Raw genomic sequence first — 24,543 nt, 5'->3', positions numbered from 1 at the left:
CGACCGTCATGGCGCGTGGTCAATGGCTTTAACAGCCTGATTTGCCGCGAAGGAAGTCCGCCATGCCCGATACTGTGCTCACCGAAGTGTTGCCTTCTGATCTGCATTACGTTGATGACACGCAGCCCGGTATCACCCGCAAAAAGTTGCGCGGAAAATTCGCCTACTTCGATCCCAAAGGCCAGCGCATCACCGATCCTGACGAAATCAAACGCATCAACGCGCTGGCCGTTCCACCGGCCTACACCGACGTGTGGATTTGCGCCGACCCGCGCGGCCATTTGCAAGCCACCGGCCGCGACGCCCGTGGACGCAAGCAATATCGCTATCACCCGCGCTGGCGCGAAGTGCGCGACGCGGACAAGTATTCACGCCTGCGCGAGTTCGGTCTGGCGCTGCCCAAACTGCGTAAACAGCTGGAGAAGCTGCTGGCAGCGCCGGGTTTCAGCCGCGACAAAGTCATGGCCACGGTCATCACGCTGCTCGACGCCACGCTGATCCGCGTCGGCAACACGCAATACGCCCGGGACAATCGCTCCTACGGCCTGACAACCCTGCGCAGCCGGCATGTCGAGGTCAACGGCAGTGCGATCCTGTTTCAGTTTCGCGGCAAGAGCGGTATTGAACACCAGATCACGGTGAAGGACCGGCGACTGGCTCGCATCATCAAGCGCTGCCTGGAAATTCCGGGACAGAACCTGTTCCAGTATCTGGATGAAAACGGCGAGCGGCACACTGTCAGTTCCTCTGACGTCAACACCTACCTGCAAACCCTGACCGGTGCAGATTTTACCGCCAAGGATTATCGGACCTGGGCCGGCAGCGCCCTCGCTCTGGCGGTCCTGCGGGAACTGCAATGGGAGTCCGAGACCGAGGCCAAGCGGCATGTGGTCGAGATGGTGAAGGGAGTCGCCCGCCAATTGGGCAACACGCCGGCAGTCTGTCGCAAGTGCTATATCCACCCGGCAGTGGTCGAACATTTCATGCTCGGGGCCCTGGCCGAGTTGCCGAAACCGCGCATCCGCAAAGGCCTGCGCAAGGAAGAAGTTGCGTTGGCGCTGTTCCTTGAGCGCATGGCCGAGCAAGCAGGCGCGCCTTGAAGCCTGCGCCCATCTGGACTAGGCTACGCCCTCCTACCTCCCCAGGACGATCGCAGAAGTGAACAACTAAGCCTTCAAAAATGTAATCGCGACACGCCGGTCATGGCGCTTGTCAGTGTTCACAACATTTTTTGGAGGTGCCGATGACTCACGTCTCGCGTACGCCTGCTCTCGTCTCCCTGAATCAACTGGGTTTTCAGTTCGCCAATGGCGAGACGATTTTCACTGCACTCAATCTGAAATTCGATCACACCCCGACCGCCATCGTTGGGCGCAACGGCGTTGGCAAAAGCGTACTCGCGCGCCTGATCGCAGGACATTGGCAACCCACCAGCGGCAGCGTGACGCGCGCCGTGGCGACAACCTATGTGGCGCAAAACGTTGTCGCGACACACGGCCAGACAGTCGCCGAGTCCACCGGCTGCGCCGCGATTCTTCGGGCTCTGGAGCGAATGAACCAGGGCTGCGGATCAGTCGAGGATTTCGAACTTATTGGCGAACAATGGGATCTGGCAGAGCGGTTGCGCCGCTTGCTCGATGACTCAGGACTGAGCGAAGTCGCCTTCACCGACAAGACCGGCAACCTCAGCGGCGGCCAGCAAGCGCGGATTGCCCTGATTGGCGCTTTTTTGAGTCAGGCTCCGCTGCTGGTTCTGGATGAGCCGACCAACCACCTGGATACATCCGGACGCCAATGGCTGATGAACTCGCTTGAGCGCTGGCACACCGGTTTGATCGTCGTCAGCCATGATCGGCAACTGCTCGACCGGATGCAGCGGATCGTCGAGCTGAGCGCGTCGGGCGCCGTTGAATTCGGTGGTAATTATTCGGCGTTCCGCGAACATCAGCGAATTCATCAGGCGGCTGCGCAGGCACGTCTCGACCACGCCAGAAGCGAACGCCAGCGCGAGCGGGTTCGATTACGGCGCGAACACGACACGGTACAGCGCCACGCCGCCAACTCCCGTCGCAACGCCGAAACCGCCAACATTGCCAGTTTCGAATACGTGGCGATCAAGGGCGCGGCACGGGAAATCATGGGGCATGTCCGTCAGGGTCATAAGGCCCGCAAGTCAGAACTCGACGCCCAGGTGCGCGAGGCTTACGCAAAGGTGCAGCCTGAGGACAGTGTGCTGATCAATCTGCCCGGCAGCGCCGTGCCGAACAACCGACAGATCTGCACGCTGATTGACGCTCGGCTGCCATGGTTGCCGAACGATGCGCTGAATCTTGCGATCCATGGCCCGATGCGCATCGCTGTCAGCGGGCCAAACGGCTGTGGCAAATCAACGCTGTTGAAAGTGCTCGCCGGGGAACTGACACCTGTCGATGGTACTGCCACAACCCACGTGCCCTTCGCGTTCCTGGATCAGCAATTGGCGCAACTGGACGATCAGCGCTCTATCACCGAGCAACTGATGATGCAGGGAGCCGCGCTCACTGAGGGCACTCTGCGCAGCTATCTCGCGCACTTGCAACTGGATGCGAGCCGCGCCACGGGTCTCTGTGCAGCATTGAGCGGTGGCGAGCGTCTGAAAGCGGCATTGGCGCTGGCCTTGTGGCGAGCGGATCCTGCGCAGCTGTTGCTGCTGGATGAACCGACCAACCATCTGGATCTGCAATCGGTGGAAGCATTCGAACGAGCGTTGCAGACATTTCCGGGCGCCATTGTCGCCGTTTCCCACGATCAGCACTTCCTTGAGGCGTTGAATCCGACCCACTGTCTGCGCTGGCACCGATCAGGCTGGCAACTGCAACCGACGAACTGACTTGCCTATTTTTTGCACGATCGGTCAGGGCTTCTATAGTTGATCTGGTACGAATCAGCTGCGGTGACGCCATGGAAGACATATTCGTCGTGAAGCGCTGCAACAAGATCGTCATCCACGGTCGGCGCGCAGGAGAAACCCTCCATGAGCCCGCCGAAGCCCAAGGCTGGTATCGCATCTGCGACACGCGAACCGGCGGTTTCATCGGCGATGGCTACGATCGGGAAGAGGACGCCCGCAAGGAATGTCATCGGCTCAACGCCGCCAGCTCGCGAGTGACCGCACCCGAGTCTTCGGGCCGATAGCGGTCATTTACGGGTCTATACTCAAAATCAGCTGAAGGAGCAGCGCCCCAACGGCAGAAAGCTCGCCCTCGCGAGCTTTTTGCTGCCACCGAGCGGATTAATGAACGGAGGTGTTCCATGTCCGAAAAAGAGTCCATCACCACTCTCCTTACCTTGCTCGAGGCCAGGGAGGCGCGTCTCGCGGCAGCCTGCAAAGAGATCGCCGACTGGGTCGACCATCAAGGCGGACACCCTACCGCCCTGCGCATCCGCGACCGGTTGAACGATATCGAAAAGGATACCCCGCTGATTCGCAGCACCCTGTCATCGCTCAAACCGATCGACCGGCCGTTGCCACGCTTCAGGTAGGACATCGGTTCACCTGCTGCATGAAAGAACGTCTTGGAGGTGTGTAAGGTCAAACCCTTTACACGTCACCAAGGAGACGTCTCATGGTCATTCATTTCAAAGTAAACGGGCATCTGGCCTGTGGGCACAAGGGCAACAACCTCTCCTCGAGCAGCGAACTCAATCGAGTGAAGTGCCGCAGCTGCCGCAATACCGACGCATACAAGGATGCCCGCAAAGAACAGCGCAATGCAGCCCCGGCGCGCGGCTCGCCATTCCAGGACTGCAAGACAGGGACCTGACCCAGTCATTTCAATGGGTCATAGCCGATCAACGTCTTTGGCTCCAAATACGCGCTCATCCCCCACCTGCCCATTTCGCGCCCAAGGCCTGAATGCTTGAATCCACCGAAAGGGGCACGCGGTTCGTGGGCCAGGGTGTTGATGAGCACGCGTCCCGAATCGATCTGACGGGCGACGTTCATACAACGTTCGGAGCTTTTTCCCAGCACCAGGGCGCTCAGCCCATAGTCCGTATCGTTGGCAATGCTGATCGCATCGGCATCATCCTCGTAGGGGATGATCGTCAGCACGGGGCCGAAAATTTCCTCACGCGCGATGCGCATCCGGTTGGTGGCATCAGTGAAGATCGTGGGCTTCACGAACCATCCGGCATGCAAGCCTTCCGGGCGACCTTCGCCACCCGCCAGCAACCTCGCGCCTTCTTCGTGGCCGGTACGGATGTAGCGCTGCACCCGCTCCCATTGTTTCTGGCTCACCATCGGACCGATGTCGGTGTCGGCGTTGCGTGGATCGCCCGATTGAATCTGTGAGACACCCTCCTTCGCAATTCGCTCGAACTCTGCCAGCCGGCTGCGCGGCACGAGGATGCGAGTGCCCGCGATGCAAGCCTGGCCGCTGTTGAGAAATCCGGCTTGCAGCACCAACGGCATGACCGCCTGGAAATCAGCATCGTCAAGCACCACGGTGGGGGACTTGCCGCCCAATTCGAGCGTCACGCGCTTCATGGTGTCGGCACCGGTTCTTACCAGATGCTGACCGACAGCGGACGAACCCGTGAACGAGATCTTGGCAACGTCGGGATGACGGGCGATCTCCTCGCCAACCACATCGCCCCGTCCGTTGACGACATTGAATACACCCGGTGGCAGCCCCGCTTCGTGCAACGCCCTGACCACGACCTGCGTCTGCAACGCGCTCATTTCGCTGGGCTTGATGACAGCGGTGCAGCCTGTCGCCAGCGCGGTGGCCAGCTTGTTGCAGATGAAGCCCGCATTGCTGTTCCAGGGCGTAATCAGGCCGGTCACGCCCACGGGCGTCAGAATGACCCTGGCCACGCCGACCTGTTCCTCGAAATCGAACGCCTCCAGTGCATCGATTGCTTGCGCAATCACATCGGCCGGATAAGTCGCCATCCAGCGCCCGCGAACCGCAGGCGCGCCGTATTCCACGAGGATGGCTTCCAGCAGTTCCTCCTCCCTTGCCGCCATGGCCCGGTGCATGCGTTGCAGTGCCGCAATGCGCTCCTCCCGACTGGTACGAGACCACGCCGGAAACGCAACCTTGGCGGCTGCGATCGCACGCTGTGCGTCCAATGCATCGCCCAGCCGAACCTGACCGATGACTTCCTCGGTGCTCGGGTTATGAAGGTCGAACCATTCCTGACCGTGCGGAATGACGAACTCGCCGTCGATGTAGATATGTTCAATGAGTTGCATGGCGACTCCTCGCTCAAAAACGACTCGCCTGAATCGAGCCTCTGTGATGAAGTCTAAGAAGGGTTCATTATTCCGATAAGCCACCCTTTGGCTTATGAAGCATCCGCATATTCAGGACAATCCATGCACAGAACAGGAATGACCGAGCTGGAAGTGGTTCTGGCCGTGGCGCGCCGCAGCAGTTTTCGCGGCGCAGCACAGGAATTGGGCATGTCCACTACCGCCGTGAGCAGTGCGGTGGCCGGCCTGGAAGCACGACTGAAAGTTCGCCTGTTCAATCGCTCCACGCGCAGCGTGGCCCTCACCGACATCGGGCAACGCTATGTGGCACGCATCGCACCTGCGTTGGCGCAGATCAAAAGTGCCGGCGAAGAAGCCAGCCTCGGCCCCGATGAACCCAGCGGCACATTGCGCATCAATGCACCGCATGGCGCGGCCTACCTGCTATTGGATCCGCTATTGAAGCAGTACGCTCAGCGCTATCCCGAAGTGCGCATCGACATCGTCAGCGAATCAAGCATGGTCGACATCATCGCCGGTGGCTTCGACGCCGGGATCCGCCTGGCGGAATCTGTGCCGCAAGACATGATTGCCGTGCCACTGTCAGGTGACATCCGGATGCTCGTGGTAGCAACGCCCGAGTACCTCGAACGCCACGGCGTGCCCGAGCATCCGCGAGATCTGCTCACCCACCAGAGCATCTGCATGCGCATGGCCCATGGTGGCCTCTACCAGTGGGAATTGGAGCGCGATGGCCAAAAGCTGCAGATGGATCTGCCGGTGCGCTTCGCCTCCAACGAGTTGCTGGCCATCAAACAGGCCGTGGTGTTGGGCCTTGGCATTGGCTTCATTTCCGAGTGGTTCATCCAAGAAGAACTGGCGAGCGGCGCCCTCGTGCCGGTGTTGATGCCATGGTGCCCGTCGTTTGGCGGGTTGAGGCTCTACTACTCGGGCCATCGCTTCGTGCCGGCGCGATTGCGCGCACTGATTGAACTGGCGCAGGAGTTGCGGCCCACGGTGGTTTGATAATGTTCCGCCGCCTTTTTATCGTCCCCCCTTCGGCCAAATCAGAAAGGACCGTTTTCGGCCAGAAGCAGTCGTTCAAGGAGGCAGCTATCGACCCACAGCAGTAATCTGAACCGCATTGATCTGAAGCAATGCCTCCTGCCTATCCTAAAATCGTGATGGCAGTTCGTTTCCGGCCTGGGCATCCGAAAAGACCTCATCTGGATCTGCCTGACACCAATATCTGAAAAGTAGGCGAGGCTCGATATTGCCGAAATATTGATCCACGATGCTCTCGGGGCGCACGACCCATTTAGGTTCTGGCCATTGCTGGGCTAAAACACCTAATGGTTTGCCAGATGAATAAACAACCCAAGTGGCCTTGCCTCCACTGATAAGAGGTAGGTAGTCCAAATCTTGTATCACTTCGATCAAGGTGCGCAGTGTTGCTGATTGATCGAGTGTGATCGATATTGCATGACTTTCCAGATCATCTCCCGCATGAACGCTATCTCGATCAATGGCAACTACCAACATGACTGCTCCTTTTAGTGGTGTGCTTTCACCAGATCGATCAGCGTAGAGACATCAGCGGCTAACTGTCGAGTGCGCTTCTAGCCGAAACCTGCCGTACCAGGCTACCGCTTTCGGCCAACAGCAGACGTCCGTGAATGTCTGGTGTCGGCCAGGTCTGGAACTTTAATAACCTGCTAGGCTGACCGCGATTCAGACTACCGATTTTTGTGTGAACGCGAGGTAGTAGCCATTGCAGTCGCGCAGTCCAAACTCCCTTGAACCATAGTCAGTATCTTGAAGTGCCCAAGCGATATTGGCGTTGTTGATCACTGACTCGTAATAACTATCTACATTCGATATCGCCAAGTAGAGCGTACCCGAGTACCCGACTGGTACTCCCCAAATATCCTGTTCAGTAAAGATGAGACTGCAGTCATCCAATCGCACAGTGATTGTTGACGCAGCGGAGTCACTCACGGTGAAACCGAGAGTTTCGCGGTAGTAATTGCCAGTGGCGACAAGATCGTCACAGCGCAGGAGCGTAGTTAACGGCATGCTGACCTCAGCTTGTGATTATGCACTCTATTCTGAGATTGAGAGTTGACATTAAAGACGATCGGTCTAAAGTACCTGCATGACCGACACCAAATCTCCAGTCCGCAGAGGACGTCCTCCAAAAGTTGCCCGAGAGCATGATGATACCCGCGAAATCTTGCTTCGCCGCGGGGTGGAAATGCTTACTGAACGAGGCCTTGCCAGTACCGGTATCGACAGCATTCTAAAATCTGCTCAGGTGCCTAAAGGCTCGTTCTATCACTACTTTGACAGCAAGGAAGCCTTTGGCATGGAGGTACTTGAGGTTTATGCAAATTTCTTTGCACGCAAACTAGAGCGCCATCTGCTAAACCCCGACTTCCCTCCCCTGCAACGCTTGGCAAACTTTGTTGAGGATGCCAAGTCTGGGATGTCCAGACATGAGTTTCGCCGAGGCTGTCTGGTAGGCAACCTCGGCCAGGAAGTATTTGCTCTGCCCGATGGTTTTCGAGTGCGGGTCGACGCTGTGTTGAACGATTGGCAGGCTCTTGTAGCAGCCTGTCTGGAAAAGGCAGTCGCCGCTGGCGAGCTATCGCAGCAAGCCGACTGCAGATCCATTGCTGCCTTTTTTTGGATTGGCTGGGAGGGCGCAGTGCTGCGCGCCAAACTCGTCGGGAATGTTTCCCCGCTGGATATTTTCTTCTCAGGATTTCTCGCCGGCATCACTCGGTGAAGCTTCCGCCCTTTTAAAGACGATCAGTCTAAAGTAAGGAGATTCAAAATGTTTAGAGCGATTGTTGCCGAAAAACGCGGTGAACATTATCAATCCCGATTGGCCGATCTCGACGAAGCCCAGTTACCGGATGGGGATGTCTTGGTACAGGTCGCTTATAGCACGTTGAATTTCAAGGACGCGCTCGCGATAACCGGTAAAAGCCCGGTCGTTCGACAATTCCCGATGGTGCCCGGTATCGATTTTGCGGGCACTGTAAAAGCCAGCTCTCATTCGGCCTATAAACCAGGCGATCGTGTCCTGCTCAATGGCTGGGGCGTAGGCGAAAGTCATTTTGGCGGACTTTCCCAGATGGCCAAAGTCAACGGTGACTGGCTCATACCGCTGCCTGAAGGGCTCAATGAACGCCAAACAATGGCAGTCGGAACCGCAGGATATACCGCCATGCTTTGCATCATGGCGCTTGAGCGAAATGGTCTCACTGCGAATCAAGGGCCGATTCTGGTCACTGGGGCAAATGGTGGGGTCGGAAGCTTTGCAATCACCCTTCTTGCACGGCGGGGATATACCGTCATAGCGTCGACCGGACGGCCCCAAGAAGCCGATTATTTGCGAGCATTGGGGGCTGATACGATCATCGACCGAGGCGAACTTTCGGTTCCGGGACGCCCTCTGGTCAAAGAGCGCTGGGCAGCCGCAATCGACTCGGTAGGCAGTCATACACTGGCCAATGTCTGCGCCGCAACCAAAGCCGAGGGGAGCGTTGCGGCATGCGGATTGGCGCAGGGGATGGACTTTCCCTCTTCAGTTGCACCATTCATCTTGAGAGGCGTCAATCTGTTGGGCATCAACAGCGTGACCCAACCCAAATCTAGACGTATCGAGGCGTGGGAGCGACTTGCGAAAGAATTGGATTTGAACAACCTTGCCCTGATCACCCGGGAAATTGGTCTGGAACAGGCGTTGGTGGCTTCGGAGGATTTACTTGACGGAAAAATACGCGGCCGCCTCATAGTAAATGTCAACGGCTGAGTAACAACCAGTCGCCATTCTTGCAACGATGCATAGGGCACTGCGCGGTGGGGAACACGCCACACATGGCAACAGCTGCGCAGCGTCCGGTCATGCGGTCTTGAGCCCATCTCTTGACAAATTTTATTGTCGATCCGCAATAGGGCACCGCTACCCGCAAGCGCCCGGCCCGATCTGTAATGCTTGCAAACCGACGCGCATCCAGCCGATCCAACCGCCTGCCAGCGACAAGCCCCCTGCGCATAGCAGGGTTGCCAGCACTCCTTTTCTCATGCCTTAGCCATTGTGATATCGAGGCGAGATAGTGGTCGCTCGCGGATTGGCCAATTGACGATTGCGGCGATCAGGCTCAACCCAATGGCAATTTCCCACACCAGATCGTAATTGCCAGTGCGGTCATAGACTACGCCCCCCAACCAACCACCCAGAAAGGCACCGAGTTGGTGGCAGAGATAAACAATACCGCCGAGCATCGACAAATTTCGCACGCCAAAAATCGTCGCAACCGTGCCGTTGGTCAATGGAACCGTCGAGAGCCACAGCACCCCCATGGCAATGCCAAACAGATAAGCCGTGAAAGCCGTGACCGGCACTACAAGAAAAACGCCAATCACCAGCGCACGCAACAAGTACAGCACAGTCAGCAGGCGCGGCTTGGAGTATCGCCCTCCTATCCAGCCGGCGACATAGGTGCCGGCAATATTGAACAGGCCGATAAGCGCCAGCACCGTTGTGCTGGTCGTGGCTGGTAAATGTTGATCCAGTAGAAACGCCGGAAGGTGCACGCCGATGAACACCACTTGAAAACCACAGACGAAAAAACCGAATGCCAGCAGCCAGAATCCCGAGTGGGTACAAGCTTCATGCAAGGCTTCACGCAGAGTTTGCTGGACGCCGACGACAGGGAGCGGTTTGTCCTTGAGCATACTGACCAAAGGCAAGATCAAGGCGACCAGTACACCCAGCATCAGCAATGCCTTGGACCAGCCCAGCCCCTCGATCATTCCCAATGAGCCAGGCAACATGATGAACTGACCGAACGAGCCGGCAGCGCTGGCCAGGCCCATGCCCATACTGCGTTTTTCCGGCGGTAACGCCCGGCCGACTACGCCCAGAATCACCGAAAACGTCGTGCCAGACAAACCAATGCCCACCAGTACGCCCGCACTGAGCATCAGGCTCGACGGTGAATCTGCAAAGCTCATGCACAACAAACCCACAGCGTAGAGCACGCCGCCGGTGAACACGACTTTGCCCGCACCGTAACGATCGGCCAGCCCTCCTGCGAATGGTTGGGCCAGCCCCCACAACAGATTCTGGAAGGCAATCGCGAAGGCAAATATCTCACGCCCCCAACCGAACTGCAGGCTCATCGGCGCCAGAAACAGGCCAAATCCATGTCGAATACCCAACGACAGCGCCAGAATCAGCGCACTGCCAATAATCACCCTGGCGCTGGAGCGCATTGTATTGACCACGATGGTGCTTCCTTCTGTCATCAGCCGGGTCATCCCCACTGCCCTTATGAATAATCTGTGTGGAGCGGCCGACCGCCAGTTGGCATGACCGATCAGGCCGTGCCTGTTTCAGTCACCCGATACCCGCTCATGGCGTTAGATATACGTACACTGTCCGCTGCAGGCTGACTCGAAAGCCACTCTCGGGACTGCGACTCGATTTGTGCCGACGTCAGGTTGCCGTAATCCTGACGCAACCACCGGAACAGCCCGAGCATCATCACCACCAACACCAGAATGAAAGGAATGGCAGCAAGGGTCACGGCGGTCTTGAGCGTGGTCAGCGGTGCATTGATGTACAGCATGGCGGTGGGCAGTGCCGCCAACATGACGCACCAGAATACTCGAAGCCCGGGTGCAGGATCATCGCCCTCGCGCAAGTTACGCGTACTGGTGGCAGCCACGGTGAAGGAGACGGCATCCAGGTGTGAGGCCAAAAATACCAGCATCAGCAGGAAGTACAGCGCCGCCATCAACTTGCCCCAAGGCAAGCTGATGAGCAGCATCGAAACCCCCGCCTCCCCCCCACCGCTGCTGAGAATGGCCGGCGAGTCGATCAGTCCGGTGATGAACTGATGAATGGCGAAACTTTCCAGACTGCCGAAGAAAAACCAGCAACCAGCGCATCCGCCCAGAATCATCGCCAGTATCACTTCCCGTACAGTTCGCCCGCGTGATACGCGGGTAACGAAGATCGCTACGCCCGGTGTGTAGGTCGTCCAATAGAGCCAATAGAACGCGGTCCAGCCGCGCGGAAAATCACCATTGCCAGTGGGATCGGTAGCAAGGCTCATCTGCACAAAGTGTTGCAGCATCAAGCCGATTCCATTGGTGATGTTACTCACGGCGAACTGAGTGGGCCCCAGTATCAAAACGATTAATCCGAACAGCAGCGTGAGCGCACAGGCAACTTTTGCCAGACGCTGCATGCCGCTGGCGATTCCCACGAAAGAAGTCAGGGAGAAAACAAGCGTCACTAATATGACCAGACCGGCCTTGAGCATAAAGCCATCGGTCAAGCCCAGAAGGTCAGCCAGCCCACGGGATACCGTGGAGGTTGTCAGTGTAATGGTCAGCACCAGGCCACCGAAAGTTGCCAGCAGGAAGATCAGATCGATCACCCGCCCCGCCGGCCCCTTCGCCTTGAGGCCTGTGATCGCCTGCATCACGCTCGACAGGCTGAGACCTTCATTTCGTCGGACATGAAAATGGTATGCCATTGCCAGCGAGGCAATGGCATACATGGCCCAAGGTGTGATGCCCCAATGAAAAAATGAGTAGGCAATGCTGAATTCGAGTGCTTGCTTGCTAGCGGGGGCGATATTCAGCCCCGGGGTTAGGTAGTAGTAGCCCCACTCCATGAATGCCCAGTACATCGTGGCAGAACCCAGGCCCGCGCAAATGAACATGAATACCCAGCCTGTGTTGGTGTACTGCGGCGCGCCTGTGCCGAGGCGAATATGCCCGTATTTGCTGAACGCCAACGCAAAGGCAATGACGACCGAAGCGAAACCGAGCATTTGCACCCAAGAGCCGAACCAGCGCGTGGTCGTATCGAACCATTGCTCGGCCAGCATTTTGGAATGCTCGGGCGATGCGGTCAGCGCGCCGACAGCCGCCGTAATAACCACGAGGCTGATAACGATAAGGGGCAGGTCTTTTTCTGTGGCGTGTGCCGAGAGCACGCGCCGAGGAGGTGACGACATCAACATCCAGGTAGCCTTTTATTATGATATTTGGAGGTTTGACACCCAGGTACCGGGCTGCCGGCGCGAGACCGCGCCCGGTACGCATCACCGGTGTTACTTCATGGTAGGCATCGAGAATTCGGCGCCTTCACGAATGCCCGACGACGGCCAGCGCTGAGTCACCGTTTTGCGCTTGCTGTAAAAACGCACGGCATCAGGCCCGTAGGCATGCAAATCGCCGAACAGCGATCGCTTCCAGCCGCCAAAGCTGTGGTAGGCGACTGGCACCGGTAGCGGCACATTAACCCCGACCATGCCGACTTTTATGTTGTCGGAGAAATAACGCGCAGCCTCGCCATCCCGGGTGAAAATGCAGGTGCCGTTGCCGTACTCGTGATCGTCGATCAGCTTCATGGCTTCCTGCATGCTCTGGGCACGGACGACCAGCAACACCGGGCCAAAGATTTCATCCTCATAGCAGCGCATGCCCGGTTTGACGTGATCAATCAACGTGCCGCCAACAAAGAACCCGCCTTCACAGGCCGGAACCTGGATGTCGCGACCATCAACCACCACCTCTGCCCCTTCCTCCTGGGCACTGTTGATATAGCCAACAACCTTCTGCTGATGCTCACGGGTGATCAACGGGCCAAAATCGTTGGTCTTGTCCTGATACTGGCCGACCTTGAGTTTGGCCATAGCTGCGCGCATTTTCTCAATCAGCGCATCAGCCGTTGCATCACCGACAGTGACCGCTACCGACAGCGCCATGCAACGCTCGCCGGACGAACCGAAGGCCGCGCCCACCAGCTGGTTGACGGCGTTGTCGAGGTCGGCATCCGGCATGACGATGGCGTGGTTTTTCGCCCCGCCCAATGCCTGGCAGCGTTTGCCGTTGGCGGCGGCGGTGCGATAGATGTACTCGGCGATCGGCGTCGAACCGACGAAGCTCACCGCTTGCACGCGCGGGTCATGCAGCAGGGTGTCAACGGCTTCCTTGTCACCGTTGACCACACTCATCACGCCCTTTGGCAGACCGGCTTCCTGCAGTAATTGGGCGATGTACAGTGTCGAGCTTGGATCACGCTCGGACGGTTTGAGGATGAAGCAGTTGCCGCAGGCAACAGCCATCGGAAACATCCACAATGGAACCATCGCCGGGAAGTTGAATGGCGTGATACCAGCGACCACACCCAACGGCTGGAACTCACTCCACGAATCGATATTGGGACCGACATTCTTGCTGTGTTCGCCTTTAAGCAACTCGGGCACACCGCAGGCGTATTCAACGTTTTCGATGCCGCGCTGCAGCTCGCCCATGGCGTCGTGAAGAATTTTACCGTGCTCTTCACCAATCATCTGGCAGATGCGATCAGCGTTTTGCTCCAGCAATTCCTTGAAACGAAACATCACCCGGGCCCGCTTGATCGGGGGCGTGTTACGCCACTCGGGGAATGCCGCCTCAGCAGCGGTGATCGCTTCTTCAACAGTCGATTTCGAAGCGAGCAGAACCTGCTTGGTCGCTTCGCCTGTTGCCGGGTTGAAAACGGCTTGGTTACGGCCGTTATCGAGGATAACTTCGCCGTTGATCAAATGGCCTACGGTGTTCATATATGCGTTCCTTATTATTGAAGTGTGCGGTCTAGCCGCGGATATGTGCGCCGGCTTACCAAAGGTTGCGATACAGCTCGACCATTTCGTCAGCAGTAGGAACCCGTGGGTTATTACCAGGAGAGCCGGACGCCAGTGCCTGCTTGACCATCAGCGGCATCATTTCGAAAAACTTGCCGCGGCTGACACCGAAGCCTTCCAGCGTCGGCACTTGCAGCTCGTCATTGAGCGAGCGCAAATTCGCCAGCAACTTGGCGTTGGCCTCTTCATCGGAGTCTCGCGCAGTGGCGACGCCCATGGCCCGAGCGCAGTCGGCATAACGACGTGGGGCACCGGGGATCGAGTACTCGGTAATAGTCGGCAGCAACATGGCGTTGGACAGACCATGGGGAACATGGAAGAACGCGCCAATCGGCCGGCTCATGCCATGCACCAGTGCCACCGACGCGGCTGAGAATGCGACACCAGCCAGTGTCGAGCCGAGCATCAGCGCTTCCCGAGCCTCGGCATCCTGGCCATCGCGATAAACCCGACGCAGGTTGGGACCGATCAGGCTCATGGCTGCCAGTGCCTGGCTGTCGCTATAGAGATTGGCCTTGAGACTGACGTAAGCCTCGATGGCGTGGGTCAGTGCATCCAGTCCGGTGTCAGCGGTTACGCGGGCGGGAAGACTCATAGTGAGGGTGTAGTCGACGAGTGCTGCGGCCGGCATGAAGCCAATGCCTACGCAAAGCATTTTCTCGTCGGTCGTTTCATCGGTGATTATTGTGAATCGTGTGACTTCAGAGCCGGTGCCTGCCGTGGTAGGCACTGCAATGATGGGCAGTCCCTGCTCATTCACCTGACGCGGGAATTTGTAATCGCGCATCTGGCCGCCAAATTTGGCAAGAATGCTGATGGCCTTGGCGCTATCGATCGGACTGCCGCCACCCAGGGCAATGATGCTGTCATAGCTGCCGCTCCGGGTATGCTCAAGACCTGCTTGAATCGAGGCGATGGTCGGTTCCGGAACTGTGTCGGCAAACACATCGGCGGTGATGTCTTTGGCCGCGAGTACATCCTGAATATTTTGTGCGTAACCCAACTGCACCATCATCTTGTCGGTGATGATCAGCGGGCGACTGCAACCCAGACTGGCCAATACATCCGGAATGGCCTGACTGGCCTTGGCGCCGACTTGCAGGATACGTGGCAGGACGATTTGGTTGGACATGATGCCTCCAGAAGTTTGATACAGGCAGGGGGCGGCCCGGCAACGGCCGTCCCTGTTATCGGTTCTTGTAAGAAGGTTCGGTGGGTGGGTGCAGGTCAGCTCGGCAGGTATTCCTGGCTCCAGCTGTCGTTGATCACCTTTTTATCCATCAGTGCCTCGATCTGTGGCTCGCTAAAGCCCATCTCGCGCATGACGGCGCGGGTCGAGGCACCAAACTTTTCAGCCGGTGGCAATGCACGAATCGGTGCGTGCCGTGGGCGAATTGCAAACGGATCCAGCTGCGTAATGCGATGACCGCTTGGATGATCCGCATACACACTGAATGAGTAACTGCCGTTCCCGGTGCCCGGCAGACCATCCGCAGCACGACTGTATCGCTGGCGTAGCTGATCAATATTGTCCGGAACGGCGGCAGCCAGATTCACCGCTTGCAGGCGTTGCTGCCAGGTTTCACCGGGTGCCTGGGCCAGCGCCAGGGTCAGGAATGCCGCACGATCCTGCGCTTGAGCAATACCCCTCAGCCCGTCAACCGAGTCCAGTCGCTCAAGTTCGGTCAAGTCAGTATCGAGGTACAACCAGCCGTCAGCGGTGTGATAGAAGCGCGACAATTCGTGGTATCCCATCACGTCACGTCCCGATGGCTCATCGAATGGCGCACGTCCCACGTAGTCATAACAGAACGGAACCTGTACCAGGTTGCCAAGCGCCGCCAGCGATGTACGTGCGCGACTGACCTGACCGGTACGAGTTTTCTGGTAAAGCGCCGCCGCCACACCCAACGCCGCAGCGAATCCGCACATGACATCGATCGTGCCGACGTGCGCATGCTCTTCTGGCGTTTCCATCCCGCCGCCGAAGCGCAACATGATGCCGGTTGTGGCCTGAATCAGATCGTCGTAGCCCAGGTAGTCGGTACGCGGCCCGCGGCGTGGGCCACCGAAGCAATCGAGCTGACAGAAGATCACTCCTGGGTTGATTGCCTTGAGGCTGGCCTCATCCAGCCCCAGCGGCGCAAGTTGACGATCAGGCGCATTCATTACGATCACGTCGACGGTCTGTACCAGCTTGTCGAATACCTCGCGTCCTTCCTGCTGGTTGAGGTCGACCAGAATGCTTTGTTTGCCGCGCGCCGACGACAGGCCGAAGACCACCGTATTCCACGGATCATAGTTTGGCGTGGTCGGATCAAGTTTGATCACCTCAGCGCCGAAGCGTCCCAGATAGGAAGTGGAATGTGGACCGGCGATGACGTTGGTCAGATCAAGAATCCGTACACCGTCCAGCCAGCCCTTCGGCGCGGAATCCGACACTGCCGGCAGGACATCACGCGGCGTTTCGTCCAGCGTTGCCAAAGCCTCGTCAATGCTGACATCGCGGCGCGATACGGGGGCGAGCATCAGAGCCGCACTGTCTTCAAGCCAGGCCATTGGTCCCGGCTGCTTCATTACTCCGTATTTGTGGTCGATCACATCGACCACGAGCCCTGCGGTATTGGCGTGCTCGTCGTGCAGCCACTCCCGGGTCGAACGGTGTGGCGTGCCGGGGAACTGCCCTTCCCCGAAAATCACTTCCCACTGCGCCGAGGTCTTTGTCAGAAACACTTCTTTCATGCGCTCGGAGATGCGCTTGGCCCAATTGGCCGGGAGCGGATAAACCCCAAGCGAGGCATCGCCTTCCCACTGCGAGAACGGCAGGTACGGGTCATCCACCTTGGGCAAGCCGGCAGCGATCATCTCATCCAGCAACCCCATGGCTTGCAGGCAGCGTTTGGCGTGAGACCGGTGCGACGGGCAGACCGCATAGAACTTTCGGCCATCGGCGCATTCGTACGTGCGGTAGAACGGGTCGAGGTACTCCTGCAACTCGTCGTAGCTAAGGTTCATCGGTAAACCTTGCGCACGTCGGCGCTCGATTTCCTTTTCGCGCAGGGTTTTGTAGCGCAGCGGATAATCGTCGATCTTGATCGAGTTATACGACAGTCCTTCCATCACCGCTGCCGCCAGCGGTACTTCTATTTCGTCCCCCAGACCGGTGCGTTGGCGAGCCTGCAATGCCAGCATCACCGAGGACGCGGCCAGCATAGTGCCGTACGCCGAGGCCAGTGGCAGCGGCGAGAAGCTCGGATTGAATCCCATCAATACACGGTTCTGCCCCATGTCAGTGAAAACACCGGAGGCCGAAGCGATGATTGCTTCAGTGGCGCGCCACTGCCGACGTAGCTCATCGTTGCTGGCAAAGCCTGGAATGGAAAGCGTGATCAGGCTTGGGCGCTCGGTACGTAGCTCGGAAAAATCGAGGCCCAGGCGAGTCATGACGCCTGGACGGAAGTTCTCGATCAGGATGTCAGCCTTGGCGATCATCTGCCGTGCCCGCTGAAGGCCTTCAGGCGACTTCAGGTCAAGACTGACGCAGAGCTTGTTGCGATTGAGCACGGCATTGGCCGGGCTATCCCAAAGCGGCCCACCGGGTGGGTCGATGTGAATGACCGTCGCTCCGAGATCCGCGAGGATCATCGCAACGGCCGGGCCGGCAATGTATTGACCGAAGTCGATGACGTTAACGCCACAAAGAGGCAGTTGACTGCGCTGTGCCATGATTCACCCTTTATTTTTATTGACCTGCCAGCAGTTGCGGGCAGGCCATTTCTTGATGTTTGAGGTCGTCAGCAACGTGGCGCAGCCCTTGCTGTGGCCGACTGCCGAAGAACGACTTGACGAATACTTTCGTGAAAAGTCGGTGTCGGCGAAAGCAATAAAAAAAAGCCCTGAGGGGTCATTTTTTTTATGTATTGCAAGCAGGATTTATGGGTTTATGCTCCGATGATCCCGAATCCATAGCATCCGGCCTTGCCAAAAGGCAGGGATTACAACAACAGGCGTGCACGCCATCGAGTTCGGCACCATGAAAAAACGATTGCCTCCACTTAACTGGTTGCGCGCCTTCGAGGCTGCGGCGCGTCACCTCAGCTTTACCGATGCCGCATTGGAGCTGAACCTGACCCAGGCTGCTATCAGCCAACAGATCAAGGCTCTCGAATCGCAACTCGGTGCTGCGCTGTTCAAGCGTTTGCCCCGGGGATTGGAGCTGACCGAACCGGGACTGGCGTTTTTGCCGGCGGTACATGACTCGGTGGAAAGACTGGCAGCGGCGACCGATGAGATATTCGGCCAAGGCCATCGTAAAGTGCTGACCATCCGCTTCAGCCTGGTTTATTTCACCCACTGGCTGGCACCCAGGCTCGCTCGCTTTCGCCAGTTACACCCCCAGATCAACCTGCGAATCACGAGCAATATCTGGATGGGCGAAACCGATCTCGAAGCAGATCTGGAGATTCGTTACGGCAGCGGCAAATGGCCGGGGCTCAAGAGCGAGCGCCTGACGTGGGACAAACTGTTCCCCGTGTGCGCGCCCGAGTTGCCGTGCCCTGAAAAACCGCTGAACTCCCCTGCCGACCTGGGCCATCACCAACTGCTGCACGTTCTGGGCTATGAAGAAGGTTGGGGTTACTGGCTGAAAAAGGCCAAGGCCGATCATGTGGATTATTCACAAGGCATGCAGTTCGACACGCTGATCTCGGCCCTGAAAATGGCCGAGCTGGGCCAAGGGGTAGCACTGGCCCGCTCAACGTTGGTCGAACAGCACTTGGCGTCGGGTCAATTGATCGCACCATTGGCTGCGCGGTTTGAAACTTCAGAGGCGTTTTACCTGGTCTACTCACCACACAAGATTGTCAATCCTCAAGCGGCTGCGTTTGCCGAATGGCTGACCGAAGAGGCCCAGGCCGAACGCCGGATCTGATAACCCTGCGGCGTTTCCAGTTGACTGTGGCCGACCGGAACACGGTGCAATCAACTGGAGCCCTCGAGCGGTCCCAGGGATAACCTTCCACCGCTCACGCATAAATAAATTCGCCCCATTGGCCTTTTTTTTATTGCTTTTCCCCTTCCGTGTTTTTTCAGACAGTGAAGCCCTGATCGTTACTGAGGCTTTGCGCCGACAGCGTGCGTATCGCCCCGCAACGGTTACCCACAACAATAAAAAACGGGTATCACGTATGAACAGCTTCCCTTTGCTTTTGCTTTGTCCCCTGATCTGCGCCAGTGCTTTGGCCAACACAAGCCTTACAGTGGTGTCATATGGCGGCAACCTGACCAATGCGCAGATTCAAGCCGCCCATAAACCATTTACGGCCGCGACCGGTACCCAGGTCATTTCCGAGGATTACTCCGGTGGCATCGCGCAGATCAAGACCCAGGTCGACAGCAAGAAAGTCTCCTGGGACGTGGTAGATGCCGAGTTGCTCAACGTATTACGCGCCTGCAATACCGGTTTGCTGGAAAAAATCGACCCAAAGTCCCTCGCTCCCGCCCCCGACGGCACGCCAGCCGAAAAAGATTTCATTCCCGGCGCGTTAAGCGATTGCGGCGTTGCCAGCTACGTCTGGTCCACCGTGATGGCCTACAACAGCAACGCCTTTACGGGCGAGCAACCCAAGACACTGAAAGACTTCTTCGACATCAAGCGTTTTCCTGGCAAGCGATCATTGCGCAAGGCCCCGCAAGTCAATCTGGAATGGGCCTTGATGGCCGACGGCGTTCCCCGTGACCAAGTCTATGCAACACTTGAAACAGAGCAAGGCCTTGATCGCGCCTTCGCCAAACTCGACACCATCAAGGATCAGGTCGTCTGGTGGGAGGCTGGAGCGCAACCGCCACAGCTGTTAGCCGATGGCCAGGTCAGCATGACCTCCGCCTACAGCGGGCGCATCGTGATTGCCAGCAAGAAAGAACACCAGCCATTCAAGATCGTCTGGGACGGTCAGGTCTATGACATGGAGGCCTGGGTTTTACCGGCAGGAAATACCAATAAAACCCTCGCTTTCGACTTCCTCAAGTTTGCGACACAAAGCTCGGTACTCGCCGATCAAGCCAATTACATCCCCTACGGCCCTACGCGCTATTCCTCGCAAAAGATGCTCAGCCCGGAAGTCCAGGCTGACTTGCCTACCAGCCCCGCAAACTTCGCGAACGCCTTGCAAGTGAACTCCGAATGGTGGGGTGACCACGCCGATGAGTTGAACGAACGCTTCAACGCCTGGCTGGCCAGATAAGTCTTTTCAGCGGCTACGGGAGGCCGCTGCCATCAAAACTCAGGGACACGTGACGCCGTTACTTCAGCGCGGAGCGAAGCGCGGCGTTATTCCAGCGCAATTCGAACAAGAACAATAGGTGCCCCATGGATTCACAATCGTTTGTCAGTTTCCGCAATGTTCAAAAAAGTTACGACGGCGAGTCGCTCGTAGTGAAGAACTTCAACCTGGATATTCAGCAAGGCGAGTTCGTCACAATGCTGGGACCTTCCGGCTCGGGCAAGACCACATGCCTGATGATGCTTGCCGGGTTTGAAACCGTTACCCACGGGGAAATCTGCATCGACGCCAAGCCTGTCAACGACATTGCGCCGCAGAAACGCGGCATCGGTATGGTGTTCCAGAACTATGCCTTGTTTCCGCACCTGACCATTGCCGAGAACCTGGCCTTTCCGCTCAAGGTGCGTAACTTCAGTCGCAGCGAGATTCAACAGCGTGTGACCCAAGCCCTGGACATGGTTGCCCTGGGCAAGTTGAGCAACCGCATGCCGGCGCAGCTTTCCGGGGGGCAAAAGCAACGCGTGGCACTGGCCCGTGCGCTGATTTTCGAGCCCAGACTGGTGCTGATGGATGAGCCACTGGGCGCGCTGGATAAACAGCTTCGCGAACAGATGCAGTACGAGATCAAGCGCCTGTCCAAGCAACTGGGTATCACCGTGGTGTACGTCACCCACGATCAGAGTGAAGCCCTGACCATGTCTGATCGCATCGCGGTCTTCAACGACGGCATCGTGCAGCAATTGGCCAATCCGTCAGATCTCTACGAAAAACCGGAAACCGCATTTGTCTCGAGCTTTATTGGTGAGAACAACCGCCTGCACGGCCAGGTCACGGCGATCGAGAATGGATACTGCACCGTGCGTGTTGGCGAGCACTTGCTCAAGGCCCGTGCGGTAAAAGTCTCGGGAGTGGGCTCACCTACTACCCTCTCGATTCGCCCCGAGCGCGTGTTGATGAACCCGGCTCAGTGGGAGTGTGAGAACCGTGTGCCCGCTCGCGTTCTCGAGGTCATCTACCACGGCGACCACTTACGCGCCCGCCTGGAATTGGCCGGGCACTCGGAATTCATCGTCAAGGTTGTCAATGCCGCTGGACGAAGTTGTCCCAGTGTCGGTGAGCAAATCATGTTGGGCTGGGCTGTCGACGACTGTCGCGCGCTGGATGCTTGAGCCATGACGCCTGCCAATCACTCTTCACTGGAGTCCACCATGAGCAGTTCATATGCCGCCCGGCCGCTGAGCGGGCAAGTCCTTGATGACCATGCGCAACCGAGCCTGCGCGTCCGTTTACAAAGAGCAGAACGGGTCAATAAGGTTCGTTCCCTGCTGCTGGTTCTCCCTTTGCTGGCCTTCATCACGGTGTTCTTTCTGCTGCCCATCGGAACCATGCTGATGCGCAGTGTAGAAAATGGAACGCTATCGACTTACATGCCGCTAACCAGCCAGGCGCTGGGTGACTGGGACGGTAAGGCCGTGCCGAATGAACAGGTTTACGCGACACTGGCTGAAGAAATAGTCAGCCTGGATCATAGTCAGCAGCTAGACCGAGTGGGCTCTGATCTCAACCGGGTCAAAAGTGGCTTCCAAAGCCTGTTCAGCAAAACCGCGCGAGAGCTGGGCAAGTCCAGACCTGCCAGCGGAAACTATGCAGCGGGAATGGTGAGCATAGACAGTCGATGGGGGCAACTCGGCACTTGGGCACAACTCAAATCCATGGCGCCTGCGTATTCGGGCATCCACTATCTGGCCGCCCTGGACTTGCAATACGACGATCAGGGCAACGTGGTACGTCAACCCGAGAGCCGGCGGATATACGTCAGCATTCTGTTGAAGACCCTGACCATGACCGTCGGCATCACGTTGCTATGCATGTTGCTGGGCTACCCGCTGGCATACATGCTGGCCACGCTGCCGGCCAAAGTCAGTAATGTCCTGATGATTCTGGTACTGCTGCCCTTCTGGACGTCGTTGCTGGTACGCACTACAGCCTGGATGGTGATCCTGCAATCGAGCGGCGTGCTCAACAGCACCCTGCTCAAGCTCGGCCTGATTGCCCAGCCGCTGGATCTGATGTTCAACATGTGGGGCACGGTCATCGCCATGACGCACATCCTGCTGCCGTTCATGGTGCTGCCGATGTACAGCGTGATGAAGAGCATCGATCAGACCTACATCCGTGCTGCGCACTCTATGGGTGCCAGCTCGTTGCGAACCTTTGTACGCATCTATTTTCCGCTTTCTCTGCCGGGCCTGAGCGCTGGCGGGATTCTGGTGTTCATCCTCGCCATTGGTTACTACATCACGCCAGCGTTGGTGGGCGGGCGTACCGGCCAGGTCATCAGCAACTTCATCGCGTACCACATGCAAACCTCACTCAACTGGGGCCTGGCCGCGGCCATCGGCAGCATCTTGCTGTTGATCGTGCTATTTCTCTATTGGCTGTACGACCGTGTGGTCGGCATCAGCAACATGAAACTGGGGTAACCGAAAATGAGCCTTCCAAGTTATACCGGCCCGCTGGGGCGCACCTGGTTCTACGGCGTTCGCGGCTTCGGTCTGTTGGTGCTGCTGTTTTTGATCTTGCCGGTGCTGGTAGTTATTCCACTGTCTTTCAACGTCGAGCCTTATTTCAGCTTCACCAGCGGTATGCTCAAGCTCGATCCGGCAGCGTTTTCCAGTCGCTGGTACCACGAGTTGCTGGAAGATCCAATGTGGCTACTGTCATTCAAAAACAGCCTGATCATCGCCGCGAGTTCGACGGTGATCGCTACGCTGCTTGGCACCTTGGCGGCACTGGGGCTCAGTCGCTCAAACCTGCCGTGCAAAGCACTGCTGATGGGCACTCTGATTTCACCGATGATTGTCCCGGTGATCATTTCCTCGGCAGGTATGTACTTCTTCTACAGCACCTTGGGCCTGGCGCATAACCATCTTGGGATCATTCTCGCCCACGCGGTACTTGGCACACCGTTTGTGATCATCACGGTGACTGCGACCCTGGTGAGCTTCGATCACTCGTTGACACGGGCCGCTTCGAGCCTGGGTGCATCGTCCTCCTATACCTTCCTGCGAATCACTTTCCCGCTAATTCGCCCCGGAATCATTTCCGGAGGCCTCTTCGCCATGGTTACCTCGTTCGACGAAGCAGTGGTGGTGCAATTTCTCGGAGGCATCGAGCAACGCACAATCCCTCGGCAAATGTGGTCAGGGATGCGAGAGCAGATCAGCCCGACCATCTTGGCCGCCGCTACGTTACTGATTCTGGGGTCAGTGATGTTGTTGGTGGCGATTGAAATCATGCGCCGCCGCGCCTTGCGTTTACGTGGTATCAAGGAGTGAACCGGCTCCTAGCCGACAGCGCCTGAGTCGCCGTCGGCTGGGCGACACAAAGCTCCCAGCAGCTCTCCTACAGTGCTTGACTCCCTTCAATGGTATAGCTTTTGAAGTAATGGATTTCCCTGCGAAGTTTGAACGAATTCGTCTGCAATCATTAACGCGAAGGACGCGATGCAGGTGCCATTATCGCCATGATGAGCGGACTGTGTCGGAGCTTTAGTCCAGTCCAGATTTTCGCAGGTATCATCGACAGCTCAATACCATTTGTTAGTAGCGGCGAATCGTCCATTCGCGACGAGCTGATTGGAAAAACGAAGGCCAAACGGCGAATCGAGGTCATTGGCGAGCTGAAGGTTTTGATTGATCGAATCATGGCCCGTCAAGCTGGGCACAAGGTCCACTCGACGCGGCTGATCGTGACAGAGGATGGCACTCCGATGACGGAGGCAATGTTGCGGAGGCGGTTTGATGTGGCCCGGGAGGCCGCTGGAGTTGAAAAGGCCGAGTTCCAAATGCGCGATCTGCGCGCCAAGGCTGGCACCGACAAGGCGGAATCGAGTGGCGATATCATGCAGGCCAAGGATCAACCTGGGCATACCACTGTCGTGATGACCGAGCAGTACATTCGAAATCGCAAGGGCAAAAGAGTCATGCCCACGAAGTGAATTGCGGACCACTGTCGAAATTGCGGACCGGAAACAAACAAGGGTTTGCATCAGCATTCGCCCGCAAACCCTTGATTTAAGATGGTGCCCGAAGCCGGAATCGAACCGGCACGCCCTTACGAGCGGGGGATTTTAAGTCCATAATTTTTTTCATTTAAATCATGCACTTAGAAACATGATTTTTCCGCATCGCGCACATTTCTTATCCGTTCCAAGACAGCAAAATCAGCACCTCAAAATAAATTGCGGAAAGAAATCGGGCTGTAGAGAGGCCTGGCCGTCACCGTGCGCCGTTTGACTGGATCG

General features: G+C 57.4%; 19 protein-coding genes and 2 pseudogenes. 14 read left to right on the top strand and 7 right to left on the bottom strand.

Annotation, left to right across the window (positions count from 1 at the left end):
* Window positions 1-62 precede the first annotated feature (62 nt).
* The 5 genes and pseudogenes from MKZ87_RS02410 to MKZ87_RS02390 form a co-directional block, all read left to right on the top strand.
* Window positions 63-1,100, top strand: a complete 1,038-nt coding sequence (locus MKZ87_RS02410) for a DNA topoisomerase IB (RefSeq protein ID WP_266200201.1) — start codon at window positions 63-65, stop codon at window positions 1,098-1,100.
* A 143-nt stretch (window positions 1,101-1,243) separates the two neighbouring features.
* The gene (locus MKZ87_RS02405; protein ID WP_085701983.1) at window positions 1,244-2,869 is read left to right on the top strand and encodes an ABC-F family ATP-binding cassette domain-containing protein; all 1,626 of its coding nucleotides are present in this window, start codon (window positions 1,244-1,246) and stop codon (window positions 2,867-2,869) included.
* 71 nt (window positions 2,870-2,940) lie between these two features.
* Window positions 2,941-3,174 (top strand): hypothetical protein, encoded by a 234-nt coding sequence (locus MKZ87_RS02400; protein ID WP_085701982.1) that lies wholly within the window; start codon window positions 2,941-2,943, stop codon window positions 3,172-3,174.
* Between the two features lie 117 nt (window positions 3,175-3,291).
* A complete protein-coding gene (locus MKZ87_RS02395) occupies window positions 3,292-3,522 on the top strand; it encodes a hypothetical protein (RefSeq protein ID WP_085696003.1) in 231 nt (76 codons plus the stop codon).
* 83 nt (window positions 3,523-3,605) lie between these two features.
* Window positions 3,606-3,786: pseudogene (locus MKZ87_RS02390) on the top strand (hypothetical protein); the annotation flags it as partial.
* A 22-nt stretch (window positions 3,787-3,808) separates the two neighbouring features.
* Here the strand turns inward: MKZ87_RS02390 and MKZ87_RS02385 are convergent.
* On the bottom strand, window positions 3,809-5,239 hold the full coding sequence (locus MKZ87_RS02385) for an aldehyde dehydrogenase family protein (protein WP_085701981.1): 1,431 nt from the start codon (window positions 5,237-5,239) through the stop codon (window positions 3,809-3,811).
* 123 nt (window positions 5,240-5,362) lie between these two features.
* On the opposite strand from MKZ87_RS02385, the gene MKZ87_RS02380 reads away from it, so the two are divergent.
* Window positions 5,363-6,265 carry a LysR family transcriptional regulator gene (locus MKZ87_RS02380; RefSeq protein ID WP_166673454.1) on the top strand — a complete coding sequence of 301 codons (903 nt, stop codon included), beginning with the start codon at window positions 5,363-5,365 and terminating at the stop codon, window positions 6,263-6,265.
* Window positions 6,266-6,412: 147 nt separating this feature from the next.
* On the opposite strand, the gene MKZ87_RS02375 is transcribed toward MKZ87_RS02380, so the two are convergent.
* Window positions 6,413-6,781: a hypothetical protein gene (locus MKZ87_RS02375; protein ID WP_085701979.1), complete on the bottom strand. Its 369-nt coding sequence runs from the start codon at window positions 6,779-6,781 to the stop codon at window positions 6,413-6,415.
* Between the two features lie 613 nt (window positions 6,782-7,394).
* Between MKZ87_RS02375 and MKZ87_RS02370 the strand changes: the two genes are divergently transcribed.
* Both MKZ87_RS02370 and MKZ87_RS02365 read left to right on the top strand, forming a co-directional pair.
* Window positions 7,395-8,027, top strand: coding sequence for a TetR/AcrR family transcriptional regulator (locus MKZ87_RS02370; protein WP_085695998.1), 633 nt, complete (start codon window positions 7,395-7,397; stop codon window positions 8,025-8,027).
* Between the two features lie 48 nt (window positions 8,028-8,075).
* Window positions 8,076-9,059, top strand: coding sequence for an MDR family oxidoreductase (locus MKZ87_RS02365; protein ID WP_085701977.1), 984 nt, complete (start codon window positions 8,076-8,078; stop codon window positions 9,057-9,059).
* Window positions 9,060-9,328: 269 nt separating this feature from the next.
* Here MKZ87_RS02365 and MKZ87_RS02360 read toward each other — a convergent pair whose 3' ends face one another.
* The 5 genes from MKZ87_RS02360 to MKZ87_RS02340 all read right to left on the bottom strand — a co-directional run bounded on the left by MKZ87_RS02360 (window position 9,329) and on the right by MKZ87_RS02340 (window position 17,682).
* Complete coding sequence (locus MKZ87_RS02360; RefSeq protein WP_416383540.1) at window positions 9,329-10,525, bottom strand: MFS transporter; 1,197 nt, start codon at window positions 10,523-10,525, stop codon at window positions 9,329-9,331.
* 104 nt (window positions 10,526-10,629) lie between these two features.
* Window positions 10,630-12,288, bottom strand: a complete 1,659-nt coding sequence (locus MKZ87_RS02355) for a BCCT family transporter (protein WP_266200199.1) — start codon at window positions 12,286-12,288, stop codon at window positions 10,630-10,632.
* Window positions 12,289-12,378: 90 nt separating this feature from the next.
* Entirely contained in the window at window positions 12,379-13,875 is a 1,497-nt protein-coding gene (locus tag MKZ87_RS02350; protein ID WP_085701976.1) for a CoA-acylating methylmalonate-semialdehyde dehydrogenase, read from the bottom strand.
* Between the two features lie 55 nt (window positions 13,876-13,930).
* Complete coding sequence (locus tag MKZ87_RS02345; RefSeq protein ID WP_085701975.1) at window positions 13,931-15,088, bottom strand: iron-containing alcohol dehydrogenase; 1,158 nt, start codon at window positions 15,086-15,088, stop codon at window positions 13,931-13,933.
* Window positions 15,089-15,183: 95 nt separating this feature from the next.
* Window positions 15,184-17,682, bottom strand: coding sequence for a CoA transferase (locus tag MKZ87_RS02340; protein ID WP_234205414.1), 2,499 nt, complete (start codon window positions 17,680-17,682; stop codon window positions 15,184-15,186).
* A gap of 307 nt (window positions 17,683-17,989) precedes the next feature.
* Here MKZ87_RS02340 and gcvA point away from each other — a divergent pair, with 307 nt between their 5' ends.
* The 6 genes and pseudogenes from gcvA to MKZ87_RS02310 all read left to right on the top strand — a co-directional run.
* Entirely contained in the window at window positions 17,990-18,886 is an 897-nt protein-coding gene (gene gcvA, locus MKZ87_RS02335) for a transcriptional regulator GcvA (RefSeq protein ID WP_085695992.1), read from the top strand.
* Window positions 18,887-19,004: 118 nt separating this feature from the next.
* Window positions 19,005-20,198 carry an ABC transporter substrate-binding protein gene (locus MKZ87_RS02330; protein WP_256574605.1) on the top strand — a complete coding sequence of 398 codons (1,194 nt, stop codon included), beginning with the start codon at window positions 19,005-19,007 and terminating at the stop codon, window positions 20,196-20,198.
* 125 nt (window positions 20,199-20,323) lie between these two features.
* Entirely contained in the window at window positions 20,324-21,406 is a 1,083-nt protein-coding gene (locus MKZ87_RS02325) for an ABC transporter ATP-binding protein (RefSeq protein ID WP_227232677.1), read from the top strand.
* A gap of 39 nt (window positions 21,407-21,445) precedes the next feature.
* Window positions 21,446-22,720 (top strand): ABC transporter permease, encoded by a 1,275-nt coding sequence (locus MKZ87_RS02320; RefSeq protein WP_085695989.1) that lies wholly within the window; start codon window positions 21,446-21,448, stop codon window positions 22,718-22,720.
* A gap of 6 nt (window positions 22,721-22,726) precedes the next feature.
* Window positions 22,727-23,575 carry an ABC transporter permease gene (locus MKZ87_RS02315; RefSeq protein ID WP_085701970.1) on the top strand — a complete coding sequence of 283 codons (849 nt, stop codon included), beginning with the start codon at window positions 22,727-22,729 and terminating at the stop codon, window positions 23,573-23,575.
* 275 nt (window positions 23,576-23,850) lie between these two features.
* Window positions 23,851-24,237, top strand: a pseudogene (locus MKZ87_RS02310) (tyrosine-type recombinase/integrase); the annotation flags it as partial.
* Between the last annotated feature and the right edge of the window lie 306 nt (window positions 24,238-24,543).

The sequence above is a fragment of the Pseudomonas sp. MCal1 genome, from assembly GCF_026341415.1.
GTDB lineage: Bacteria > Pseudomonadota > Gammaproteobacteria > Pseudomonadales > Pseudomonadaceae > Aquipseudomonas.
Note: the sequence above shows the minus strand (reverse complement) of the source record. Positions and strands in the feature narration are given on the sequence as shown.